Origin of the sequence: Blastococcus sp. CT_GayMR19, from assembly GCF_004570385.1 — a bacterium.
Taxonomy (GTDB): domain Bacteria; phylum Actinomycetota; class Actinomycetes; order Mycobacteriales; family Geodermatophilaceae; genus Blastococcus_B.
In genome coordinates this window covers 140,861-159,878 of the sequence record NZ_SPQL01000011.1, presented here as the reverse complement: position 1 = coordinate 159,878, position 19,018 = coordinate 140,861, and the positions used below count along the sequence as shown (strand labels likewise).

Here is a 19,018-nt window from a genome sequence, read left to right as displayed (position 1 = left end):
GGACCTGGCCGGGCCAGGTCGCCGGCCGGCCGGGAGCGGTTCCACGCCCCGGCCGGTCGGCGACCGGGTCACCCGGCCGAGCCGGCCGTCACGTCGAGGCGGACGCCGGTCTCGCGCTCGGAGACCTGCCACAGCACGTCGATCTGCTCCTGCAGGTCCCAGCGGCGCAGGATCGGCCGCCGCACGGCCGGTCCGTGCGAGCCGAACCGCGGCGCGTACAGCTCCCCGCCCCGCGCCCGCGGATCGGTCGCGGCCCGGAGCTGCGGCCGGGCACCCTCGAACGGCGTCATCCCCGACCGCGCCGTCAGCGCCTCGAAGAACGCGCCCACCCAGCCGGCCCCACCCTCGCGCACCGACCGCGCCTGCAGATCGGTGTTCGACAGTCCCGGATGCGCGATGAGGCTCTGCGCCGCGACGCCAGCGCGGGAGAACTGCTGCTGCAGCCCCAGCCCGAAGTGGAAATTGGCCATCTTGGCTTGCGCGTACGCCGTCCACGCCCCGTAGTTCCGCGTCATGTGCGGGTCGGCCGGGTCCAGACCCCGCAGCGCCCGGTGCCGCGCCGTGCTCGTCACGGTCACCACCCGCGCGGCCGGCGCCCGCAGCAGCGCCGGCAGCAGGTGCGCGGTGAACGCCCAGTGCCCCAGGTGATCGACGCCGAACTGCATCTCGAACCCGTCGACCGTCCTCCGCTGCGGCATCGCCATCACCCCGGCGTTGTTCACCAGGAGATCGACGCGCTCGTGCCCGGCCAGGATCGTCGACGCGGCCGCCGACACCACCGACAGGTCCCCGAGGTCCAGCGGCACCACCGCCAGCGACGCCGACGGATACCGCTCCCTGATCCGGGCCTCCGCCGCCGCCGTCTTCGACGGGTCACGAGCGGCGAGGACGACGTGCGCGCCGGCACCCGCCAGCGCCAGCGCCGTCTGGTAGCCGAGCCCGCCGTTCGCGCCGGTCACCACCGCGGTGCGCCCGCTCAGGTCGGGGATGTCGGCTTCGGTCCAGGGCATGCGGGTCCTCTCGAGAGCTGCTGGCTCCAGGGGACCACGACGCGTCACCCGCGGCTGAAGGTGAAAACCCGCCGAGGGCCCTCTCGATCGGATCGAGAGGGCCCTCAGCGTGCGTCGATCAAGAACCTTTCAGCCGGCGGGCGCCTCGGCGCGCAGCGCGACCGCGGTGAGCACCTCCCACCGGATCGCCGAACTTCCGGGTCCGACGACTAGCCAGTACCGGTTGAACCGCCGTCGGGTCGCAGGGTCCGTCGCGGCGACCCGGGTCTCGGAGCTGAGATGCGTGCCGCCGACCGCGGGCGTGAGGCGGAACTCCATCCCGATCTTCACCCAGCCGGGCTCCGCGAACTCCCGCACGCCTGCGGCGTCCAGAGCCGGCGGCTGCTCGCCGCCGGTGAGCCGCCAGGCCTGCAGCACCCCACCGAAGACCACCGCGGACGGCTGTTCCGAGGACAGCACCGGTATGGGCACGACGTCGAGGAACGTCCGGTCGAGTCCCCGGCGTCCCTTGCCCGCCAGCAGCACCGGCAGAGCTCGGACGGCGCCCAGCACGAGAGAGACCGGGAGCGAGGACAGCTTCAGCCGGTGCAGCTCCTCCCAGACGACGGACCGCGGCGCCTCGATGACCCGCGACTGGCGGGTGACGTGATCGGCCACCGGGACCAGGTCGTCGAGGTCCATCCGGCCGGGCCTCAGTCGAGCGCGGAGTACACGGCGCGGAGATAGGACTCGGCGCGCTCGGAGCCCAGGAGGCCGGCGCCCATCTTGTTCATCATGTAGCTGAACGTCAGCCGCCGGTCGAGGTCCATCACGACCAGCGACCCGCCCCAGCCACCCCACCACGCCACCCGGCCCTCGGGCAGGTACGGCACTGACGGCGCCGGGGTGAGCGCGTAGCCGATGCCGAACGTGTACGGCGCCTCGAGCACCAGGTCCACGCCGTCCGCCTGGACGTCGAAGATCAGGTCGATCGTCTCCTGCGACAACAGCCGGCGACCGCCCGCCTCCCCGCCGAGCGTGACCACCCGCAGCACGTCGAGCACCCCCCGCGCGTTCGAGTGGCCGTTCAGCGCCCCCAGGTCAGCGGCCCGCCATTCGGGCGTCGTCGTCGCCTTGGCCGACATCACCGGGCCCGTCCACGTCCGCATCGCCACCGACGCCGGGTCCGCGTCGGGGTCCGCCTCCGGCCGCGGTGGCGGGACGACCGGCGCGATCCGGCCCCAGTCGGCCTCGCGCGCCCCGACCTGGAAGTCGGCTCCCAGCGGGCCGGCGATCTGCTCGGCGACGAACTGCTTGACCGTCCGTCCGGTGATCCGCCGGATCACCTCACCTACGAGGTGCCCCTGGTTCGCCGCGTGATAGCCCGAGGCCGTGCCCGGCTCCCACCACGGCCGCTGGGCGGCCAGCCGCTCGCACGCCGTCTCCCAGTCGTACATGTCCCGGATGGAGAACGGCTGCTCCCAGGCGGGGACGCCGGAGGTGTGCGACATCAGGTGCCGCACCTCGACGTTCTTCTTCCCCTTCGCGGAGAACTCCGGCCAGTAGTCCCCGACCGGCGCGTGGACGTCCAGCTCCCCGCGGTCGACGAGCATCAGCGCGGCGAGCGACAGCACGCACTTCGTCGTCGACCAGACGTTGACGATCGTGTCCTGGGTCCACGGCGTCGTCCGCTCCTGGTCGCGGTACCCGCCCCACAGGTCGACGACGGTCTCCCCGTCGAGGTCGACCGCCACCGACGCCCCCAGCTCCTCGCCGTCGAGGTTGCGCGCCAGCGCGTCCCGGACGGCGGTGAACCGGTCGTCGCAGCTGCCGTGCACCTGGGACAAGAGAGCCTCCTCGTCGCGGCACGACGACGGTGTCGCGCCGCGTGGATGAGACCACGGCCACGGAGTGGCCGACAACGCAGGTGCAACGTTCCCGCGGGAACGCGGTCAAGCGTCCAGGCTTGCCGACGTTCCCGCGGGAAGGCGGTCAGGCGGCCTGGGCTGCGGCTCCCGGCTCGCGAGGAGTCGGCGAGGACTCCCGACGGGCGCGCAGGAGCAGCACGATGCTCGTCGCCAGGACCCAGACCAGGAAGAGCAGGAACCCGCCGAAGCCGGCGAACCCGAGCACGCCTTCCTCGCTGTCGTCGAACACCGCACCGAGGCTGACGACGAGTAGCAGCCCGGTGACGCCGGCCAGCCAGCCCACCCACGCAGGCAGCGCCCGCGTCGTCAGGATCGCCATCGCGGCCCCGAGGAACATCGCCACCCCGGCGGGGACCGTCGCGGCCCCGACCCAGTTGTCGAGGACGACGAGCGTGCGCAGCACGGCCGGGTCGTCGCCCGCGGTGTCCGCGCCCTGGACCAGCGCCAGGTGCAGCCGCTCCGACACGGCGATCGTGGCCGCGAACACCGCTCCCGCGACGACGAAGAGCCCGGCGAACATGCCGCCGGCTCCCCCGTGCCGGCGCAGCCTGCTCCAGAGGCCGGCCAGGAACACGAGGAAGGCGATGTCACCGAGGAAGCCGAGAAGCAGGGAGACCTGGTGGGCCGGCTGGTCCGCGCTCAGCCGAGCGGCAATGGCCTCCGTCGAGCTGTCCGCCGAGGGCGTGTCCGGGGTGAAGAAGCCGGCCACGATGAGCGCGATGAAGACGAGGCCGGCGATCGCCGTGATCTGGTCCCACCTCCGCGCCTGCCCGGCGACGTCACCACCGTCGGAGGACCGACGCCCCGCGACCGCCGGGCCCCCCGCTCCGGATCCCGGTCTGGCTTCCATGACGGCACCCTTCCGATCTGCGCATCCGCTGCCGACCGGCGGAATCTGCCGAAAGTGTGGATCTTCCGGGGCCGGCCGTCGGCGTTCTCTGCGCGCCGTCCGCACAGCGGCGATGGCGGCGACCCCAGCGGGTCGGAGTGCGTCCGGTCACGTTCCGGTTCTCATACCTACCGGCGGGTAACCGTTGCCCATGGCCAACTCAAGTACTTCTGCGCACTCGACCGACCGTGAGGTCCGCCGGGACCACCGGGCCAACCCGATGGGCGCCTACGTGGCCACCGCCGGCGTCGTCGTCTTCCTGATCGCCACCTTCCTGGACTGGGTGTCCACGAACGGCGACACCGCGACGACCGGCTCCGGCTACGAGACCGACACCGTCATTCCCCTGCTCGCCTTCCTCGGCGTGGGCCTGGCTGCGGCACTGCTGTACGCCCTGAACCGCGCGCGCGGCCGTCAGCACCGTGGTCTCTCGCTCGTCACCATGGCCGTCGGCCTCGCCGCCACTGGCATCTCGCTGGCCTACGTCCTCGACGTCCCCGGCGCCTTCGAGCGCACCGCCGACCTGTCCACCGAGATCGGTGCCTTCGTGGGCGTCGTCGGCGCGATCGTCTGGACCGTCGGCGCGTTCCTGCTCGCCAAGGAGCCCGAGGGCGACGACGACTGGTCGACCGAGCGCATCACCGCGGGTCACACCGCCCACTGACGCCGTCGGGTGCCTCGCGCACCTGAACGCTGAACCGCCGAGTGCCCGTCCCGGACGTCCGGGGCGGGCACTCGGCGTTCCTGATTGCGCGCACATGCACGTATCAGGGGCAGGTGCACGAGTGCGCAATCGCAGCGCGCGGCCGGAGGGGCGCCGCGCTCACTCGTACTCGGGGCCGATCGAGCCGGTCTCCACCTCGCCCACGCGCTCGTAGCTCGCGATCAGCGCCCCGGTCGACGACGCCTTCGACGAGGTCAGCTTCCACGTGCGCGGGATGGTGCCCTCCCCGAACAGGCGCTTGCCCGAGCCCACCACGACCGGGAAGACGATCAGCCGCAGCTCGTCGACCAGGTCCTCCTTCAGCAGCGTCTGGATCAGGCCCGCCGAGCCGTGCACCTGCAGCTCCCCGCCGTCCTCGGCCTTGAGCTTCCGGACGGCGTCGCCGACGTCGCCCTGCAGCAGCTCCGCGGTCTCCCACTCCACGTCGCTCAGCGTGCGCGACGCCACGTACTTCTTGTTGAAGTTGATCTTCTGGGAAACCTGGTCGTCGCTGATCATCTTCGGCCAGGATCCGTAGAAGATCTCGTAGGTCGTCCGGCCGAGCAGGAAGTCCTGCGCGCCGGAGAACCAGGCGTCCATCTGCGCCCCGATGTCGTCGTCGAAGTGCGGCACCAGCCATCCCTCGTAGGAGAACCCGCCCGACGGGTCCTCCCCCGGACCGCCCGGCGCCTGCATGACGCCGTCCATGGTCACGAACGTGGTGACGACGAGCTTGCGCATGGGACCTCCCCTGTCCGGTGGGCGACCGGCGCCGCCCCTGTAGAGACGTCGAACGGGCGCCGTCCTCATCGACACGGGTGCGCAACGAATCCGGGCGCCCGAGCTGTCAGAGTGTCCGCGTGACGCCGCACCCGTCCAGCAGGCCGCGCGCCGTGCGGGGGCCGCTGCGGCTGGCCCTGGCCGTGACCCTCCTGCTCGCCACGTTCGGGAGCTTCGCCGCCGCCTTCGGCGGCATGACCGCCTGCACCAGTGAAAACAGCTGCAGCGTCACCGACTGCGCGCCCTGCGCCACCGCGAACGACTGGTTCATGGCGGGCTGGGCCGGCCAGGGCCTGCTGCTGCTCGCGGCGGGGGCGCTGGCGCTCCTCGCCGGTCGGCGCATCCGGCCGCCCGCGATCCGCGTGACCGCCATGTGGCTCACGGCGCTCAGCCTCACGCTCTTCGCGGTCACCACGGTGCTCGCCCAGCGGAGCTTCTGACCTCGCACGAGGGCACCTCCGTCTGCCCCCGTCCGGGGGGCTGCACGTCCGCGATTCCAGAGATGTGCCGGTCGTGCCGATCAGCAGGGAAGGAAGGTCATCGAGAAGAGGAACCCATGGGCAGGAACCGATCGGACGCGGAGCAGCAGATCGCCGATCTGCTGCACACGGCGAGGAAGTCGCTGCGCCTCAGCGTCGCGTTCCTGAGCCGGCTCGACGGGACCACCCAGCACCTGGAGGTGGTCGACACCTCGGCGCCGTTCCTGTTCAAGGAGGGCTACCAGCAGAAGCAGGAGGTGACCCTCTGCCAGGTCATCCTCGACGGCAAGCTCCCGCAGGTCATCCCGAACCTCAAGGACTTCCCCGAGGCGATGAAGCTGCCGGCGGCCCGCATGCCGCGCCTGCGCAGCTACGTCTCGGTGCCCGTGACCCTCAGCGACGGCTCGCTCTACGGGACGTTCTGCGCGGCGGGGCTGACGTCGGACAAGGACCTGACCAAGCGCGACAAGGCCCTGATGGACGTGCTGGCCTCGGCCGCCGCGGTCATCATCGAGCCCGAGGTGCGCTCGCAGGAACGGCGCACCGAGATCTCCGACCGGCTCGGCCCCCTGATCGAGGCCGGCGGCCCGGTCGTCGTCCTGCAGCCGATCGTCGACATCGGCACCGGCGAGCGGGTGGGTGCCGAGGCGCTCAGCCGCTTCCCGGCCGAGTGGGGCATGGCTCCTGACGTCTGCTTCGCGGAGGCGCACAGCGTCGGCCTCGGCCACCGGCTCGAACTGCTCGCGCTCGAGGCGGCCGCCGTCCATCTCGACCGCGTCGGCGGCTACGTCGCGATGAACGTCTCCCCCGCCACCCTCCTGACGCCCGAGTTCAGCGAGCTCATGACCCGGATGCCGCTCGAGCGGGTGCTCCTGGAGCTGTCGGAGCACGACCAGGTCGAGGACTACGCCGCGCTCTCCGCCACCCTGGCGCCCTTCCGGGCGGCCGGCCTGCGGCTCGCGATCGACGACGTCGGTGCCGGCTTCTCCTCGCTCCGCCACATCGTGGTCACCGCTCCCGACGTCATCAAGATCGACCGGAGCATCGTCGCGGGACTGGACACCGACCCGGTCCTGACCAAGCTGGTGCAGTCCCTGGTCGCGTTCGGGCACGGCTGCGACGTGCGCGTCGTCGCCGAGGGCATCGAGACCGCGGACGAGGCCACCGCCCTGCGGGCCCTGGGCGTCGACTACGGCCAGGGCTGGTACTACGGCCGCCCCGGTCCGCCGGAGGCACTGGTCGAGATCGCGCCCGCCGTCGCGATTCCCACCCCCCGCCGCAGCCGGGCCGAGGCACTCACTTCCTGAGCCCCATGCGGACGCCCTGATCCGAATTGGGATGAGCGGCCACGACATTGCTGATCTGCACCGGCGACGATCGCGCCGCCATTTCCGCCATTCCGTGGAGGGCACGTTCCCGAGGATGACGCCAGCTTCGCCATGGACGTCCGCGCAGGCAGGACGAACGTGGTCGCGGTCACGATCGACCTCGCCTCGCGTGGCCGCCGTCACAGAATGGCGCCCGGAGTGTGAGCCCGCTCATGCCGACAGGCATGCCCGTGGCTATGGTCACACCATTAGCCCGGGAAACGAACGCCGCGCAGGACTAACGTGATCATGACAACTTGAGCACGCATTAATGGGAGTCCTTGACGTGACGACGTTCGTTTCGCAGCAGGTCCGCCGCGCCACCCCCGCCATCTCCCTCGCCGCCCCGGCGCAGCGGGTGGCCCGCTCCTTCGCCGCCGTCGGCACGGCGGTCACCCGCTCGTACCGCGCCTTCGGCGGAGCCTCCGCCGCCCAGCGCGGCCAGGGCTTCGACACCACCGACATGCTGATGCACGCCCGCGGCTGATCCCGCCCGCGGGGCGCCTCACCCCGCACGCAGCACCCCGGGCATTCCGTGCCCGAGCGAGGGTCTCGGACGCCGAGCGCGCCGTCGTCCAGGAGCGGCTGCGCCGCGCGGTCGGGGACGGGCAGCTGGACCTGCACGAGTTCGACGTGCGCGTGCAGTCGGCCTGGTCCGCGCGCACCCGCGGGCGACCGTCTGCCTGGCCACCGGCCAGTTCATCCACCCGTGGTGGCTCTACGTGGCGGCCCCGCCCGGGGCCGTCCTCGGGGTCCTCTACGCCGCGGGGATCGGCCGGCCGACGCCCTGAGCGAGCCACACCTTCCCCGACAGGTATCTCATCGCTAAGGTAACCGGCATGAGCGAGCGCCGGGTCCGCATCGGCATCGACACCGGCGGGACGTTCACCGACGTCGTGGCCGTGGACGAGGACAGCGGCCAGACCACCACCACCAAGACGCCGTCCACCCCCGCCGACCCGGCCGAGGGCTTCCTGACCGGCGTCCGCAAGGTGCTGGGCCTGATGGGCCTGGACGGGACCTCGATCACCGCGGTCAGCCACGGGACGACGGTCGCCACCAACCAGCTGCTCGAGGGCAAGCTCGACCGCATCGGGTTCATCACCACCGAGGGCTACGAGTCCGTGCTGGAGATCGCCCGCCAGTCCGTGCCGGACGGCTACGGCAACAGCTACTTCTGGGTCAAGCCGCCACGGATCGTCCCGGCCGACCTCGTGCGCACGGTGCGCGGCCGGCTGGACCACCACGGCGCCGAGGTCCGGCCGTTCTCCGAGGACGACGCCCGCGCGGCCGCCCGCTTCTTCAGGGACGCCGGGATCACCACCATCGGCGTCTGCTTCCTGCACGCCTACGCGAACGACGCGCACGAGCGCGCGATGCACGAGGTCATCGAGACGGAGCACCCCGGTGCCGTCGTGTCGATCAGCTCCGAGGTGCTGCGCGAGTACCGCGAGTACGAGCGGTCGGTGACCACGCTGGTCGACGCCGCCGTGAAGCCCAAGGTGAGCGCGTACGTCACCAACATCCGCACCCGGCTGGACGAGATCGCCCGGCACGTGCCCTTCTACGTGATGAAGAGCAACGGCGGCGTGCTGTCGGCCCAGGAGGTCGTGCACCAGCCGATCACCACGATGCTGTCGGGCCCGGCCGCCGGCGCCCTGGGGGCCGCACTGATCGCCGGCACCGCCGGCTTCGACCGCGTGCTGACCTGCGACGGCGGCGGCACCTCCACCGACGTCACGGTCGTCATCGACGGCGAGCCCGCGCTCACCACCGAGGGCTCGGTCGGCGACTACCCGTCCAAGATCCCGATGATCGACGTCGTCACGGTCGGTGCGGGCGGCGGATCGATCGCCTGGCTCTCGCCCGAGGGCACGCTCAAGGTCGGCCCCAGATCGGCCGGCGCCGATCCCGGCCCCATGTGCTACCCGGACGGCGGCGACCAGCCGACCGTCACCGACGCCCACGTCACCCTCGGCCGGATCCCCCCACACCTGCTGGGGGGCGAGATTCCGCTGTCGATAGAGAACGCAGCCGCCGGCCTCCGGCAGCTCGGCGCGAAGCTCGACCTGTCGCTGGAGCGCACGGCCACCGGCATCCTGGAGATCTCCGCGTGGAACCAGGCCAACGCACTGCGCCAGGTGACGGTCGCGAAGGGCCTCGACGTCCGTGACTTCACGCTGACCACGTTCGGCGGCTCCGGCTCGCTGCTGGCCTGCCGGCTGATGGACATCCTCAACCTCCCCCGGACGCTGGTGCCGCCGAACCCGGGCAACGTCAGCGCATTCGGGCTGCTCACCGTCGACGTCCGCAACGACTACGTGCAGACCGTCGTCTCCAAGCACCTCGATCTCGACCTGGCCCGGGTGCGGTCGGTGTTCGGCGAGCTCGAGACCCAGGCCCAGACCGCGCTGGACGGCGAGGGCTTCGAGCGCTCCCAGCAGCGGATGCAGCGCACCGCCGACCTGCGCTACGTGGGCCAGGCCTTCGAGGTGCGCGTCCCGGTGGCGGACGGCGAGCTGGACCGGGCCGCGGCCGAGGACGTCGCGCAGGCCTTCCACGCCGCGCACCGCCAGCTCTACGGCTACGACTTCGCCACCGACCCGCGCCAGGCCGTCGAGTGGGTGAACCTCCGCGTCAGCGGGATCGGGCCGATCCGCCGTCCCGACCTGGTGGAGCTGCCCCCGAAGGACGGCGGGACGGACCGGGCCGTCACGGGCTCGCGCCGGGTCTTCTTCGACGACTGGGTGGACACCCCCACCTACAACCGGCCCGACCTCGCGCCGGGTGACGTGGTGACCGGCCCCGCGGTCATCGAGGAGTTCGGCTCCACCGTCCCGGTGCACCCCGGCTTCGCCGTCACCGTCGACGCCTACGGCAACCTGCTGCTCACGAAGGAGTCGGCGCTGTGACCTCCAGCCTGCAGAACGGCAAGGTCGACGCCGACCCGGTGCTCGTCGAGATCGTCGCCGGCACGCTGGCCGCGATCGAGAAAGAGGTCGAGACCTCCATCGGCCGCACCTCGCGCTCGCCGATGATCCGCGACGCGCACGACTTCCGCGCCGGCATCCACGACCGGCAGCTGCGCAAGCTCACCGGCCGCTCGTACTCGGCGCTGGTGCACCCGGTCGTCCGCGACTACCCGATCGAGACGATGAACGTCGGCGACGTGTACTTCCACAACGACGTCTACCTGTCCGAGGGCGGGATCGGCCACCTCCCCGACCTCTGCGTCACGGTGCCGGTGTTCGCGGCGGATCCGGAGAGCGGCGAGCAGCGCGTCGTCGCCTTCATCCAGGCCTTCGGCCACCACGACGACATCGGCGGAGCCGTCCCCGGCTCCATGCCGAGCGCCGCGACCAGCGTGTACGAGGAGGGCCTGATGGTCCCCCCGATCAAGCTGTGGGACCGCGGCGTGCCCAACGAGTCGGCGCTGAAGATCATGACCCGCAACTCGCGGATGCCCGACTCGCTGGCCGCCGACCTGGACGCCGAGTGCTCGGCCTGCCTGGCCGGCGCGCGGCGGCTCGGCGAGCTCTTCGACCGGTACGGCGTGGCCGCGGTGGAAGCCTGCTTCGACTCGATCCTGGCCAGCTCCACCGAGGTCTACCGGCGCGAGATCCTCAGCCAGATCCCCGACGGCACCTACGTCTGGGAGGACTACGCCGAGCACGACGGCGTCGACGAGCCGCGGCTGCACCGCCAGCGGATCACGCTGACCATGGACTCCACCCAGGAGACGCCGCTGGTCATCGACTTCACCGGCACCGGCCCGCAGGCCAAGGGCCCGATCAACCACTGCGGCGACTACGCCGACGGCAACTTCCTCAAGAAGTGGCTGGCCCCGATCCTGCGCAACCTGGCCGAGACGCCCGAGCGCATGGCCCAGCTCGACGTCAACGAGGGCGTCGTCCCGCTGATCGAGATGCGCTTCCCGGAGAAGGGCACGCTGCTCACCCCGATCTTCCCGGCACCGACCAACGCCCGGACGTTCGTCATCCTGCGGCTGCTCGGCGTCCTGGCCGGAGTGCTGGCGAAGGCCACCGGCGGCCGGATGCCCGCCGACCAGGAGACGATCCGCTACACCGGCGTCTACGGCACCGACTTCGACGGCGAGCCCTACCTGATGCGCGAGGTGCTGGGCGGCGGTTCGGGCGGCCGGTTCTACGCGGACGGCGAGGACACCATCCACGTCGTCCCCGACTCCCGGAACCTGCCGACCGAGTTCACCGAGGGCCGCTTCCCGCTGCGGGTCGAGCGGCTCGGCCTGGCGCTGGACTCCGGCGGCGCCGGCCGCTACCGCGGTGGCTGCGGGTACGAGAAGCACATCCGGGTGCTCCGCGACGCGCACTTCATGTCGATCGCCGACCGCTCGATCCTCGCCTGCTGGGGCGTCAAGGGCGGCAAGGCCGGCAAGCCCTTCCAGGTCACGGTCGACCCGGGCGGCCCCGACGAGCACGACGTCGACGCGCTCGCGGATGCCGAGCCGCTCAAGGCCGGCACGGTCGTCCGCATCCGGACGACGGGCGGCGGCGGCTGGGGCGACCCGCTGGACCGGCCGGTCGAGGAGGTCCTGCGGGACATCGCCTGGCGCAAGGTGTCGGTCGAGGGCGCCCGAGCCGACTACGGCGTCGTCGTCGAGGACGACGGCACGGCGGACGGCGCGGCCACCGGCGAGTTGAGGGCGTCCATGCGGGCGGCCCGCACCGGTGAGGAGCCGTTCTTCGACCGCGGGCCCGGCTACGCGACCCTCTCCGGCGGAGCGGCGTTCAACGAGTTCGACGTCCTCTGACTCCCGGCTCCGCGAGAGCCGGTGCTCCGCCTGCGGTTGTGGGCGCGGCACCAACTCCTCGGTGCAACTCAGACGGCCGCCGCCTGCGCGATCGCCTGCGGCAGCACCTTGAGCCGCTCGTGCGTCGTCCAGGCGTAGAGGGGGGAGAAACCGCCGGAATGTCCCCTGCGGCCGGCTGAACGCATGGCGCAGCGTCAGGCGACTGCCAGCTCCGTCGTCCTCGATCTCGACGCGCAGCCATTCGGTGTGCGCGCGGCTGGGAAACCGCGCCTCCCACTCGACCAGCCGGCCTCTGCCGTCTCCGTCACGATGTGCGTGAACACCAGGCCGGGGTCCTCGACGGGACGACCGGGACCGGCGATCGCGCCGGACAGGGCGTCCAGCGTCCGGAAGGACCAGTCGTCCAGGACCTGCACGCGGGCCACGGTGTCGTCCCATTCCACGCGCCGCCGCGGATCGCTCACCACCCGCCAGAGGTCGGTCCTCGGCACCGCCACGGTGCTGGTGTGGGCGGACGTCCAGGCCCGGGAGTCGTCCCCGGCGACGGAGTGCGGGCCGCCGGAGCCCGCGACGATGCGGGCGGCGGCCAGGACGGCGCCGGTATCGAGACCCGCCTGCTCGAGCAGCCTGCGCGCGGGGCCTTGCTCGTCGGCCAGCAGCGCCGTGAGAGCCAACGCGTCCGGGTCGCCCTCGGTCATCGGCTGGAGCGCCCGGCGCGCCCGGTCCGACCAGGGCAGGGCGGCCGTCGCGACGCCGTAGGTGTGATGGGCGAGCGCCGGCGGCACCGGCGTCGAGCCGCCGAGCGAGGACAGGTCCTGCCGCTGCCCCTCCACGAGCGACGTGCGCGCGGTCGCCAGGTCGAGGCCGGCCCGCGCCGCCTCGTCGTCGGCCGCGGTGACGAGGAGGAGCCAGCGCTCGCCCTTCGGCTCGTCCGGCGTACGGCTCATGAGGACCCCCTGGGGACGTCGACGCGGCGGACGTACTTCTTGTGGACGGCCTGACGGGTGACCCCCAGGGCGTCCGCAATGGCGGGCCAGGAGTGGCCCGCGTCCAGGGCCGCCTGCACCTGCCGCAGCTCCAGCGCGTCGACGAGCCGCCGCAGGGCGACGACGGCGCGCAGCGCCCGCATGGGGTCACTGGTGTCGGCGGCCCGTGCCTCCAATGTTCCGACGCTCATGGACGAGCAACCCAGGTTGCTCCGGTGGAGTTCGTCGACCTCGGTTGCTCTGCGACAACGACCCGGTTGCGGTTCGGGTCCATCTCTTGATCAGCCGCTCGCGCGCGGGGACGCTGGCCGCCCGGCAGCACGGGGAGGCGGACGGCGATGTGGTCCAGGACATGGCTCGCGACGGCGGCCGCGCTGGTCACCGTCGTCCTGACCGGCGGACCGGCGTCCGCTCTGCCCGTGCCGACCGTTCCGGAGGACGTCCGCGCGGTCTCCGCGGGCGCGGGGCTCCGCCAGGCGCAGGCGGGGGCGGAGGGCCTGGGTGCGGACTTCTCCGGCGACGTCCGGGCCGAGGACGTCCATGAGTTGTTCCGCTTCTCGATGACCTTCGTCGACGAGGGCCCGGTGACCGAGCCGGTGGTCTCGACCGGCCAGTGGGTGGCCGCCCTCGAGCGCGGCGACGAGGTGCTCGGCACCCTCGGCGTGTGGCGGCCCGACGGTGGTCGCGCGCAACCGAACGGCTACTCGGACGACGTCGCTCTCGGCGCTGCGCTGGGGGCGGTGTCCGCCACCGAGCTCCTGATCCACGACGCGCCCAACGGGGCCTACTACGCCCTGTCCGGCACGACCGTGCGGCCGCTCAACGACTGGGCCCGGAAGGCCCTCCCCGGACCCGCCGAGCTCGCCGAGCTGCGGACCACCGTCGTGGAGCAGTACGACGTCCTCAGGTCGCAGCCGACGGACCACGCGGACCCACCCGCGCTGCCCGTCTCCCTTCTCGCCATGGCGCTCGCCGTCGCGATTGCCGGTGGGCTGCTCGCCCTGGAGCGACGACGCCGCCGCTCCGCCCTCCGGTCGTAGCCGGCGACGCTCACCCGGGCGTGCGTCGCGAGCAGGCTCGGGGCGGCTCAGGCCGAGACCGTGGCCCGGGTGCGGCCGGGCACCGGCGCCGTCAGCCCGCGGGCGACCAGGGTCGCCGCGATGCCGACGACCAGCAGCCGGAGAGCCTCCGGCGCGGGCACCATCGAGGCGGCACCGCCGACGACCACGAGGACGCCGAGCCACGTCGGGACCATCCGGGCGCGGATCGACGCGACGCCGGTGGCCACCCAGCCGAACGCGAAGACGGCGTAGGACGCGACATAGCCGACCATCACGCTGCCCAGCGCCCCGGATTCGAGGACGTCGGGCGCCTCGGCGGCGAGCGACGGCAGCACGAAGAGTGCGGCCCATGCGCCGCCGGCGACGAGCACGGAGCCGATGACGGCCAGGGCCGGCGCCGCCGCACCTCTACCGACCTCCCGCGCCCGGGCGAGCACCGAGAACGCGGCGGCGCCGATGCCGAGAAGCGCCGCGAGGAGCAGCGCCGAGGAGGCCACGGCGAGCGGGGAGGACTCGATGTCCGGGCCTGCGGTCGCCGCGGCGGCGAACACCAGGCCCATGGCGACGACCGTGATCGGGCCGGCGGCGAGAGCGAGGGGCCGGAGGAACGAGGGGATGTCCATGAGGAGCTCCTTGTCGGTGGCGACCCCCGGTGGGCCGACGCCGAGCACGCTCCTGGGCCGCCGCACCCCGCGTCCCCGGCCGGGCGAGTGAACCGTCTCCTCCGCACGGACGAGGGAACCCGTGCCCGCGGAGGTGGTGCGACCGGGCGGCCGGACGGGAGGCTTCCCACCGTTCGGGACTTTCCGCGCCGAAGGTCCCGGCCGCGAGGGGGACTTTCCGCGCGGAAAGTCCGGGAGGAGGGGCCGTGCGGGGCACCTCGTTGCACTCGGCCTCGACCCGGCAGCTGCTCGACGTCGGCGTCCCGGCCCTGCTGACCGTCCTCGCGATCACCCAGCTGGTCTCCGACGAGCCCCCCGGTAACGCCGCCCTGGTGACCGTGGGCGCTCTCGCCGCGGTGCTGCCGCTCGCGGTCCGCCGGCGGTTCCCCCTTCCGGTCACCGTCGTCGTCGCGGCCGGCGTCGGTCTCCAGGTGGTGGCCGCCGACGGGGCACCGGCGACCTTCGCGTCGTTCGTCGCGACGATGATCTGCGTCTACACGCTGGCCCGGGAGGCGCCTCCCGTCACGATCGCCGCCGGATATGCGGTCCTCGCCGTGGCGGTCACCGGCATCACGGTCCTCCAGGCGCGGGACGACCCGATCGAGACCTTCGAGTTCGTCTATCCCCTGGTCTACTTCGGCCTCTCCGGCGGGCTCGGCGCCTTCGTGCGGCAGCGGGCCCTGCGCCTGTCCGCGGTCGAGGACCGGGCCGCCGCACTGGAAGGCGAACTGGAGCGGGAGGCGGAGCTCGCCGCCGCCCAGGAGCGCACACGGATCGCCCGCGAGCTGCACGACGTCGTCGCCCACGGGCTCAGCCTCATGGTCGTGCAGGCCGAGGCCGCCGAGGCGCTGCTGGCCTCCTCCCCCGACGCGGCCGTCCAGCCGTTGCGACGGGTGCAGGACACCGGTCGCGAAGCGCTGGGGGAGATGCGCCGGCTGCTCGGCGTGCTCCGGGCCGCCGGCGACCAGGCGTCGACCTCTCCGCAACCGTCGCTCGGCCGGATCCCGGAGCTGGTCCGCGAGGCGGCCGAGGTCGGGCTCACGGTGGACGTCGTGGTGACCGGCGAGCCGGCCGCCCTTCCGCTGGGACTGGAGCTCGCGGCGTTCCGGATCGTGCAGGAGGCGCTCACCAACACCCGCCGGCACGCCCGCGCCACCCGGGCCTGCGTGCGACTGGACCACACCCCCGTCAGCCTCCGGATCGAGATCACCGACGACGGCCGCGGTCCGGCGGGCAGGTCCACCGGTCACGGGCTCGTGGGCATGCGCGAGCGGGCGGCGCTCTACGGCGGCACCCTCGAGGCCGGGACGGACCCGGACGGCGGTTTCCGGGTGACCGCCGTCCTGCCGGTGGGGGTGCCCGCCCCGTGACGATCCGCGTGCTGATCGCCGATGACCAGGCGATGGTCCGCGAGGGGCTGCGGCTGATCCTGGACCTGCAGCCCGATCTCGAGGTGGTCGCCGAGGCCGGTGACGGGCAGGCGGCGCTGCGCGGGGTCGCGGAGCACCGTCCGGACGTCGTCCTGATGGACATCCGGATGCCGGTCATGGACGGCCTGCAGGCCACCGAGCGGCTGCTCCGGGGCGGCCGACCCGGCCCGCGCGTGCTCATCCTGACGACCTTCGGCGAGGACGAGTACCTCTACGCCGCCATGCGTGCCGGGGCCAGCGGCTTCCTGCTCAAGGACTCGCCCCGGTCGGCGCTGCTGCACGCCGTCCGGACGGTGGCCGACGGCTCGGCCCTCCTCGACCCGGCCCTGACCCGGCGGCTGATCGAGGACTGGGTGCGCCGGCCACCTCCGGGAACGGGCGTGCCCGAGGAACTGCGCACGCTGACCCCGCGGGAGCTCGACGTGTTCACCGAGCTGGCCCGCGGCCGGTCGAACGCGGAGATCGCGGCCGACCTCGTGCTCTCGGAGACGACCGTGAAGAGCCACGTCGCGCACCTGCTGGCCAAGCTCGACCTGCGCGACCGGGTGCAGGCCGTCGTCCTCGGCTACGAGTGCGGACTGGTCCGTCCCGGCTCGCCGGACTGACTCACTCCTCGACGCGCCACGAGCCGACGACGGTGTAGTCGCTGTCGGAGAGGTCCTGCCGGTCCCCCGCCGCGAGCGGTGGCATCTGCTTCATCGCACCCGCCCAGTACCGCAGGATCCGGCCGAGCTCCGCGGCGCGGTCCTCGCCCGCCAGCCGCCCGGCCTCCAGGTCCACCTCCAGCACGAAACGCATGCCGTCATCCTCGCCGCCGGACGCGCCACCGGTCGAGCCACCGGCGCCGCTCCGGAGCAGCCGGCTCTGGTGCGAGCGCAGGCCGCGGCGGACGGTTCCGGTGCCACTCGGCCACCAGCGCCTCGACGTCGGCCAGGCCCGGGACCGGCGACCAGCGGCTCTCCTGGGGACGGCGCCAGAAGGCCTCCACCCGGGCGTTGTAGTCCTCGGCGAGCGCGCGCACGGCGGTCTCGGACATGAGCTCGGCCGCGCGGCGGGGCAGGTCCTCCCGCTCCTTGCGGAGCGCCAGGCCGGGCGGCAGCATGCCGAAAAGGTCGAGGTTCTCCTGCCGCGCCTTGGCGACCACCCAGTCGACCATCGAGTCGGCGTCGGAACGCCGCGGCAACGGCTTGCCCGATCCCGCCAGACCCTCGAAGTCACCGCGTGCCATGCCCTGGGCGATCTGGGACTCGACCCAGGTCTCGAAAGACATCCCCGCCGGCTTGCGTTCGGTCATCGGCGTCCATCGTGACAGGCTCCTGGCGTGCGGACCACGAGCAGCCGGGAGGCCTACCGCAATCCCTGGATCCGGGTGCGGGAGGACGTGATCGAGCACGACGACGGCTCGACCGGCCTGTACGGGGTGGTCGAGCGTCCCGACTTCGCCCTGGTCATCCCCGCGGCCGACGACGGCTTCTGGCTGGTGGAGCAGTTCCGCTACCCGATCGGCCGGCGGTCGTGGGAGTTCCCCCAGGGCACCTGGACCCACGGCACGGACGGCTCGGCGGAGGAACTGGCACGGGCCGAGCTCGCCGAGGAGACGGGCCTCCGGGCCGCCGAGCTGCGCCGGCTGGGCCACCTCGACCTGGCGCCCGGCCTCTCGACGCAGGAGTTCGACGTGTGGCTGGCGACCGGCCTGACGGCCGGGCCCACGGCCCGGGAGGCCAGCGAGGCGGACATGCGCTCGCGCTTCGTGCGCGAGACGGAGCTGCGGGCGATGGTCGCCGACGGCCGCTTCACCGACGGGCCGTCGCTCGCGGCGTTCAGCCTCCTGCTGCTCGACCGGGGCTGACCGCGGTGCGCCCCCGGTAGGGCTCGATCGGGTGACGCCACGACCGCGGGACCTGCAGGTCCGCCGCGTGCCCGGCAGGCTGGCCGGATGCCGCTCTCCGCCCCTGGCCTGCCGGGCCTGCCGCCCGAGCTCGCCGGGCCCGTGGCGGTGCAGCTGTCCAAGCCGGTGCGGGAGATCCCGGCGGCCCACGCGCTGCCCGGCGGCTGCCTCTACGAACCCAAGTGGGACGGCTACCGCCTGGTCGTCGTCCGGAGCGGCTCCGCGACGCGCGTCTGGTCCAAGCAGGGTCGCGACCTCACCGACCGCTTCCCGGACGTCGTCGCAGCGGCGGTCGCGCAGGTGCCGGCCGGCACGGTGCTGGACGGCGAGGTCGTCATCTGGAACGGCTCGCGGCTGGACTTCGGGTTGCTGCAGCAGCGGATGTCCGCCTCGGTGGGACGGATCCGGGGTCTGGTCGCCGCCGCGCCGGCGTCCTACGTCGCCTTCGACCTGCTCGCCTCCGGTGGGCGGGACCTCAGGGGGCAGCGGCTGTCGCGCCGCCGGGCCGATCTGGAGACGCTGGCCGGACGCTGGGCGCCGCCGCTGCAGCTGTCCCCCGCCACGTCCGACCCCGCCGAGGCGCGTCAGTGGTTCGAGGACTTCCGGACCGCCGGGGTGGAGGGCCTGGTCGTGAAGGGCGCCGGTACGCGGTACGCACCGGGACGCCGGGAGTGGCTCAAGGTGAAGTCCTGGGAGACGACCGAGGTCGTGGCCGGCGGGGTGATCGGCCCGATCGAGCGGCCCAGCCAGCTGGTGGCCGGCCGGATCCGGAACGGAGAGCTCGTCGTGGTCGGGCGGACGAGCCCGCTGAACCCGCAGCAGGCCGCCGAGCTGGCCGCCGTCCTCACGCCCGCCGGGCCCGACCACCCGTGGCCCGAGCGGATCGGCACCGGCCGGTTCGGCGGCGGGAAGCTGTCGGTCGCGCTCACCCGCGTCGAGCCGGCCGTCGTCGTCGAGGTGAGCGCGGACGCGGCCCTGCAGGCCGGGATCTTCCGGCACCCGCTGCGCTACGTCCGGGTGCGTCCGGACCTGCGGCCGGAGGACGTCGACCCGCTGCCCTGACC

Annotated in this window: 21 protein-coding genes; 11 read left to right on the top strand and 10 right to left on the bottom strand. The window is 73.0% G+C overall.

Translation table 11 applies throughout. The features are described 5' to 3' along the window. Window positions 1-68: 68 nt before the first annotated feature. The 4 genes from E4P39_RS16095 to E4P39_RS16080 all read right to left on the bottom strand — a co-directional run bounded on the left by E4P39_RS16095 (window position 69) and on the right by E4P39_RS16080 (window position 3,767). Window positions 69-1,010, bottom strand: a complete 942-nt coding sequence (locus E4P39_RS16095) for an oxidoreductase (RefSeq protein WP_135137578.1) — start codon at window positions 1,008-1,010, stop codon at window positions 69-71. 129 nt (window positions 1,011-1,139) lie between these two features. Further along, window positions 1,140-1,691, bottom strand: coding sequence for a hypothetical protein (locus tag E4P39_RS16090; protein WP_135137577.1), 552 nt, complete (start codon window positions 1,689-1,691; stop codon window positions 1,140-1,142). 11 nt (window positions 1,692-1,702) lie between these two features. Next, complete coding sequence (locus E4P39_RS16085) at window positions 1,703-2,827, bottom strand: serine hydrolase domain-containing protein (protein ID WP_245159885.1); 1,125 nt, start codon at window positions 2,825-2,827, stop codon at window positions 1,703-1,705. 154 nt (window positions 2,828-2,981) lie between these two features. Beyond that, a complete protein-coding gene (locus E4P39_RS16080) occupies window positions 2,982-3,767 on the bottom strand; it encodes a hypothetical protein (RefSeq protein ID WP_135137575.1) in 786 nt (261 codons plus the stop codon). Window positions 3,768-3,957: 190 nt separating this feature from the next. Between E4P39_RS16080 and E4P39_RS16075 the strand changes: the two genes are divergently transcribed. Further along, window positions 3,958-4,470, top strand: coding sequence for a hypothetical protein (locus tag E4P39_RS16075; RefSeq protein WP_135137574.1), 513 nt, complete (start codon window positions 3,958-3,960; stop codon window positions 4,468-4,470). 159 nt (window positions 4,471-4,629) lie between these two features. Here E4P39_RS16075 and E4P39_RS16070 read toward each other — a convergent pair whose 3' ends face one another. Continuing rightward, a complete protein-coding gene (locus tag E4P39_RS16070) occupies window positions 4,630-5,250 on the bottom strand; it encodes a dihydrofolate reductase family protein (RefSeq protein WP_135137573.1) in 621 nt (206 codons plus the stop codon). A 119-nt stretch (window positions 5,251-5,369) separates the two neighbouring features. Between E4P39_RS16070 and E4P39_RS16065 the strand changes: the two genes are divergently transcribed. The 5 genes from E4P39_RS16065 to E4P39_RS16040 all read left to right on the top strand — a co-directional run bounded on the left by E4P39_RS16065 (window position 5,370) and on the right by E4P39_RS16040 (window position 11,927). Next, window positions 5,370-5,729: a hypothetical protein gene (locus E4P39_RS16065; RefSeq protein ID WP_135137572.1), complete on the top strand. Its 360-nt coding sequence runs from the start codon at window positions 5,370-5,372 to the stop codon at window positions 5,727-5,729. Window positions 5,730-5,845: 116 nt separating this feature from the next. Continuing rightward, complete coding sequence (locus E4P39_RS16060) at window positions 5,846-7,075, top strand: EAL domain-containing protein (protein ID WP_135137571.1); 1,230 nt, start codon at window positions 5,846-5,848, stop codon at window positions 7,073-7,075. Between the two features lie 346 nt (window positions 7,076-7,421). Further along, window positions 7,422-7,622: a hypothetical protein gene (locus E4P39_RS16055; RefSeq protein ID WP_135137570.1), complete on the top strand. Its 201-nt coding sequence runs from the start codon at window positions 7,422-7,424 to the stop codon at window positions 7,620-7,622. Between the two features lie 352 nt (window positions 7,623-7,974). Further along, entirely contained in the window at window positions 7,975-10,047 is a 2,073-nt protein-coding gene (locus tag E4P39_RS16045) for a hydantoinase/oxoprolinase family protein (protein ID WP_135137569.1), read from the top strand. Then, entirely contained in the window at window positions 10,044-11,927 is a 1,884-nt protein-coding gene (locus E4P39_RS16040) for a hydantoinase B/oxoprolinase family protein (RefSeq protein WP_245159883.1), read from the top strand. Before E4P39_RS16045 ends, E4P39_RS16040 begins: the two co-directional genes overlap by 4 nt. 194 nt (window positions 11,928-12,121) lie before the next feature. Here the strand turns inward: E4P39_RS16040 and E4P39_RS16035 are convergent, their stop codons facing one another. Together E4P39_RS16035 and E4P39_RS16030 are read right to left on the bottom strand one after the other, a co-directional pair. Further along, window positions 12,122-12,874, bottom strand: a complete 753-nt coding sequence (locus E4P39_RS16035; RefSeq protein ID WP_135137568.1) for a hypothetical protein — start codon at window positions 12,872-12,874, stop codon at window positions 12,122-12,124. Further along, complete coding sequence (locus tag E4P39_RS16030) at window positions 12,871-13,104, bottom strand: hypothetical protein (RefSeq protein WP_135137567.1); 234 nt, start codon at window positions 13,102-13,104, stop codon at window positions 12,871-12,873. Before E4P39_RS16030 ends, E4P39_RS16035 begins: the two co-directional genes overlap by 4 nt. Window positions 13,105-13,251: 147 nt before the next feature. Here E4P39_RS16030 and E4P39_RS16025 point away from each other — a divergent pair, with 147 nt between their 5' ends. Next, window positions 13,252-13,953 carry a hypothetical protein gene (locus E4P39_RS16025; protein ID WP_135137566.1) on the top strand — a complete coding sequence of 234 codons (702 nt, stop codon included), beginning with the start codon at window positions 13,252-13,254 and terminating at the stop codon, window positions 13,951-13,953. Window positions 13,954-14,000: 47 nt separating this feature from the next. Here E4P39_RS16025 and E4P39_RS16020 read toward each other — a convergent pair whose 3' ends face one another. Next, window positions 14,001-14,663 (bottom strand): hypothetical protein, encoded by a 663-nt coding sequence (locus E4P39_RS16020; protein WP_135137565.1) that lies wholly within the window; start codon window positions 14,661-14,663, stop codon window positions 14,001-14,003. Window positions 14,664-14,842: 179 nt separating this feature from the next. Here E4P39_RS16020 and E4P39_RS16015 point away from each other — a divergent pair, with 179 nt between their 5' ends. After that, window positions 14,843-16,006, top strand: a complete 1,164-nt coding sequence (locus E4P39_RS16015; RefSeq protein WP_135137564.1) for a sensor histidine kinase — start codon at window positions 14,843-14,845, stop codon at window positions 16,004-16,006. Next, window positions 16,003-16,671, top strand: coding sequence for a response regulator transcription factor (locus tag E4P39_RS16010; protein ID WP_135137563.1), 669 nt, complete (start codon window positions 16,003-16,005; stop codon window positions 16,669-16,671). The genes E4P39_RS16015 and E4P39_RS16010 overlap by 4 nt, the downstream gene beginning before the upstream one ends. A gap of 1 nt (window position 16,672) precedes the next feature. Here E4P39_RS16010 and E4P39_RS16005 read toward each other — a convergent pair whose 3' ends face one another. Continuing rightward, window positions 16,673-16,864: a hypothetical protein gene (locus E4P39_RS16005; protein ID WP_135137562.1), complete on the bottom strand. Its 192-nt coding sequence runs from the start codon at window positions 16,862-16,864 to the stop codon at window positions 16,673-16,675. Window positions 16,865-16,868: 4 nt separating this feature from the next. Then, window positions 16,869-17,360, bottom strand: coding sequence for a DUF1992 domain-containing protein (locus E4P39_RS16000; RefSeq protein WP_135137561.1), 492 nt, complete (start codon window positions 17,358-17,360; stop codon window positions 16,869-16,871). A 27-nt stretch (window positions 17,361-17,387) separates the two neighbouring features. Between E4P39_RS16000 and E4P39_RS15995 the strand changes: the two genes are divergently transcribed. Next, a complete protein-coding gene (locus E4P39_RS15995; RefSeq protein ID WP_135137560.1) occupies window positions 17,388-17,915 on the top strand; it encodes an NUDIX hydrolase in 528 nt (175 codons plus the stop codon). Between the two features lie 87 nt (window positions 17,916-18,002). Further along, on the top strand, window positions 18,003-19,016 hold the full coding sequence (locus tag E4P39_RS15990) for an ATP-dependent DNA ligase (protein ID WP_135137559.1): 1,014 nt from the start codon (window positions 18,003-18,005) through the stop codon (window positions 19,014-19,016). The last annotated feature ends 2 nt before the right edge of the window (window positions 19,017-19,018 follow it).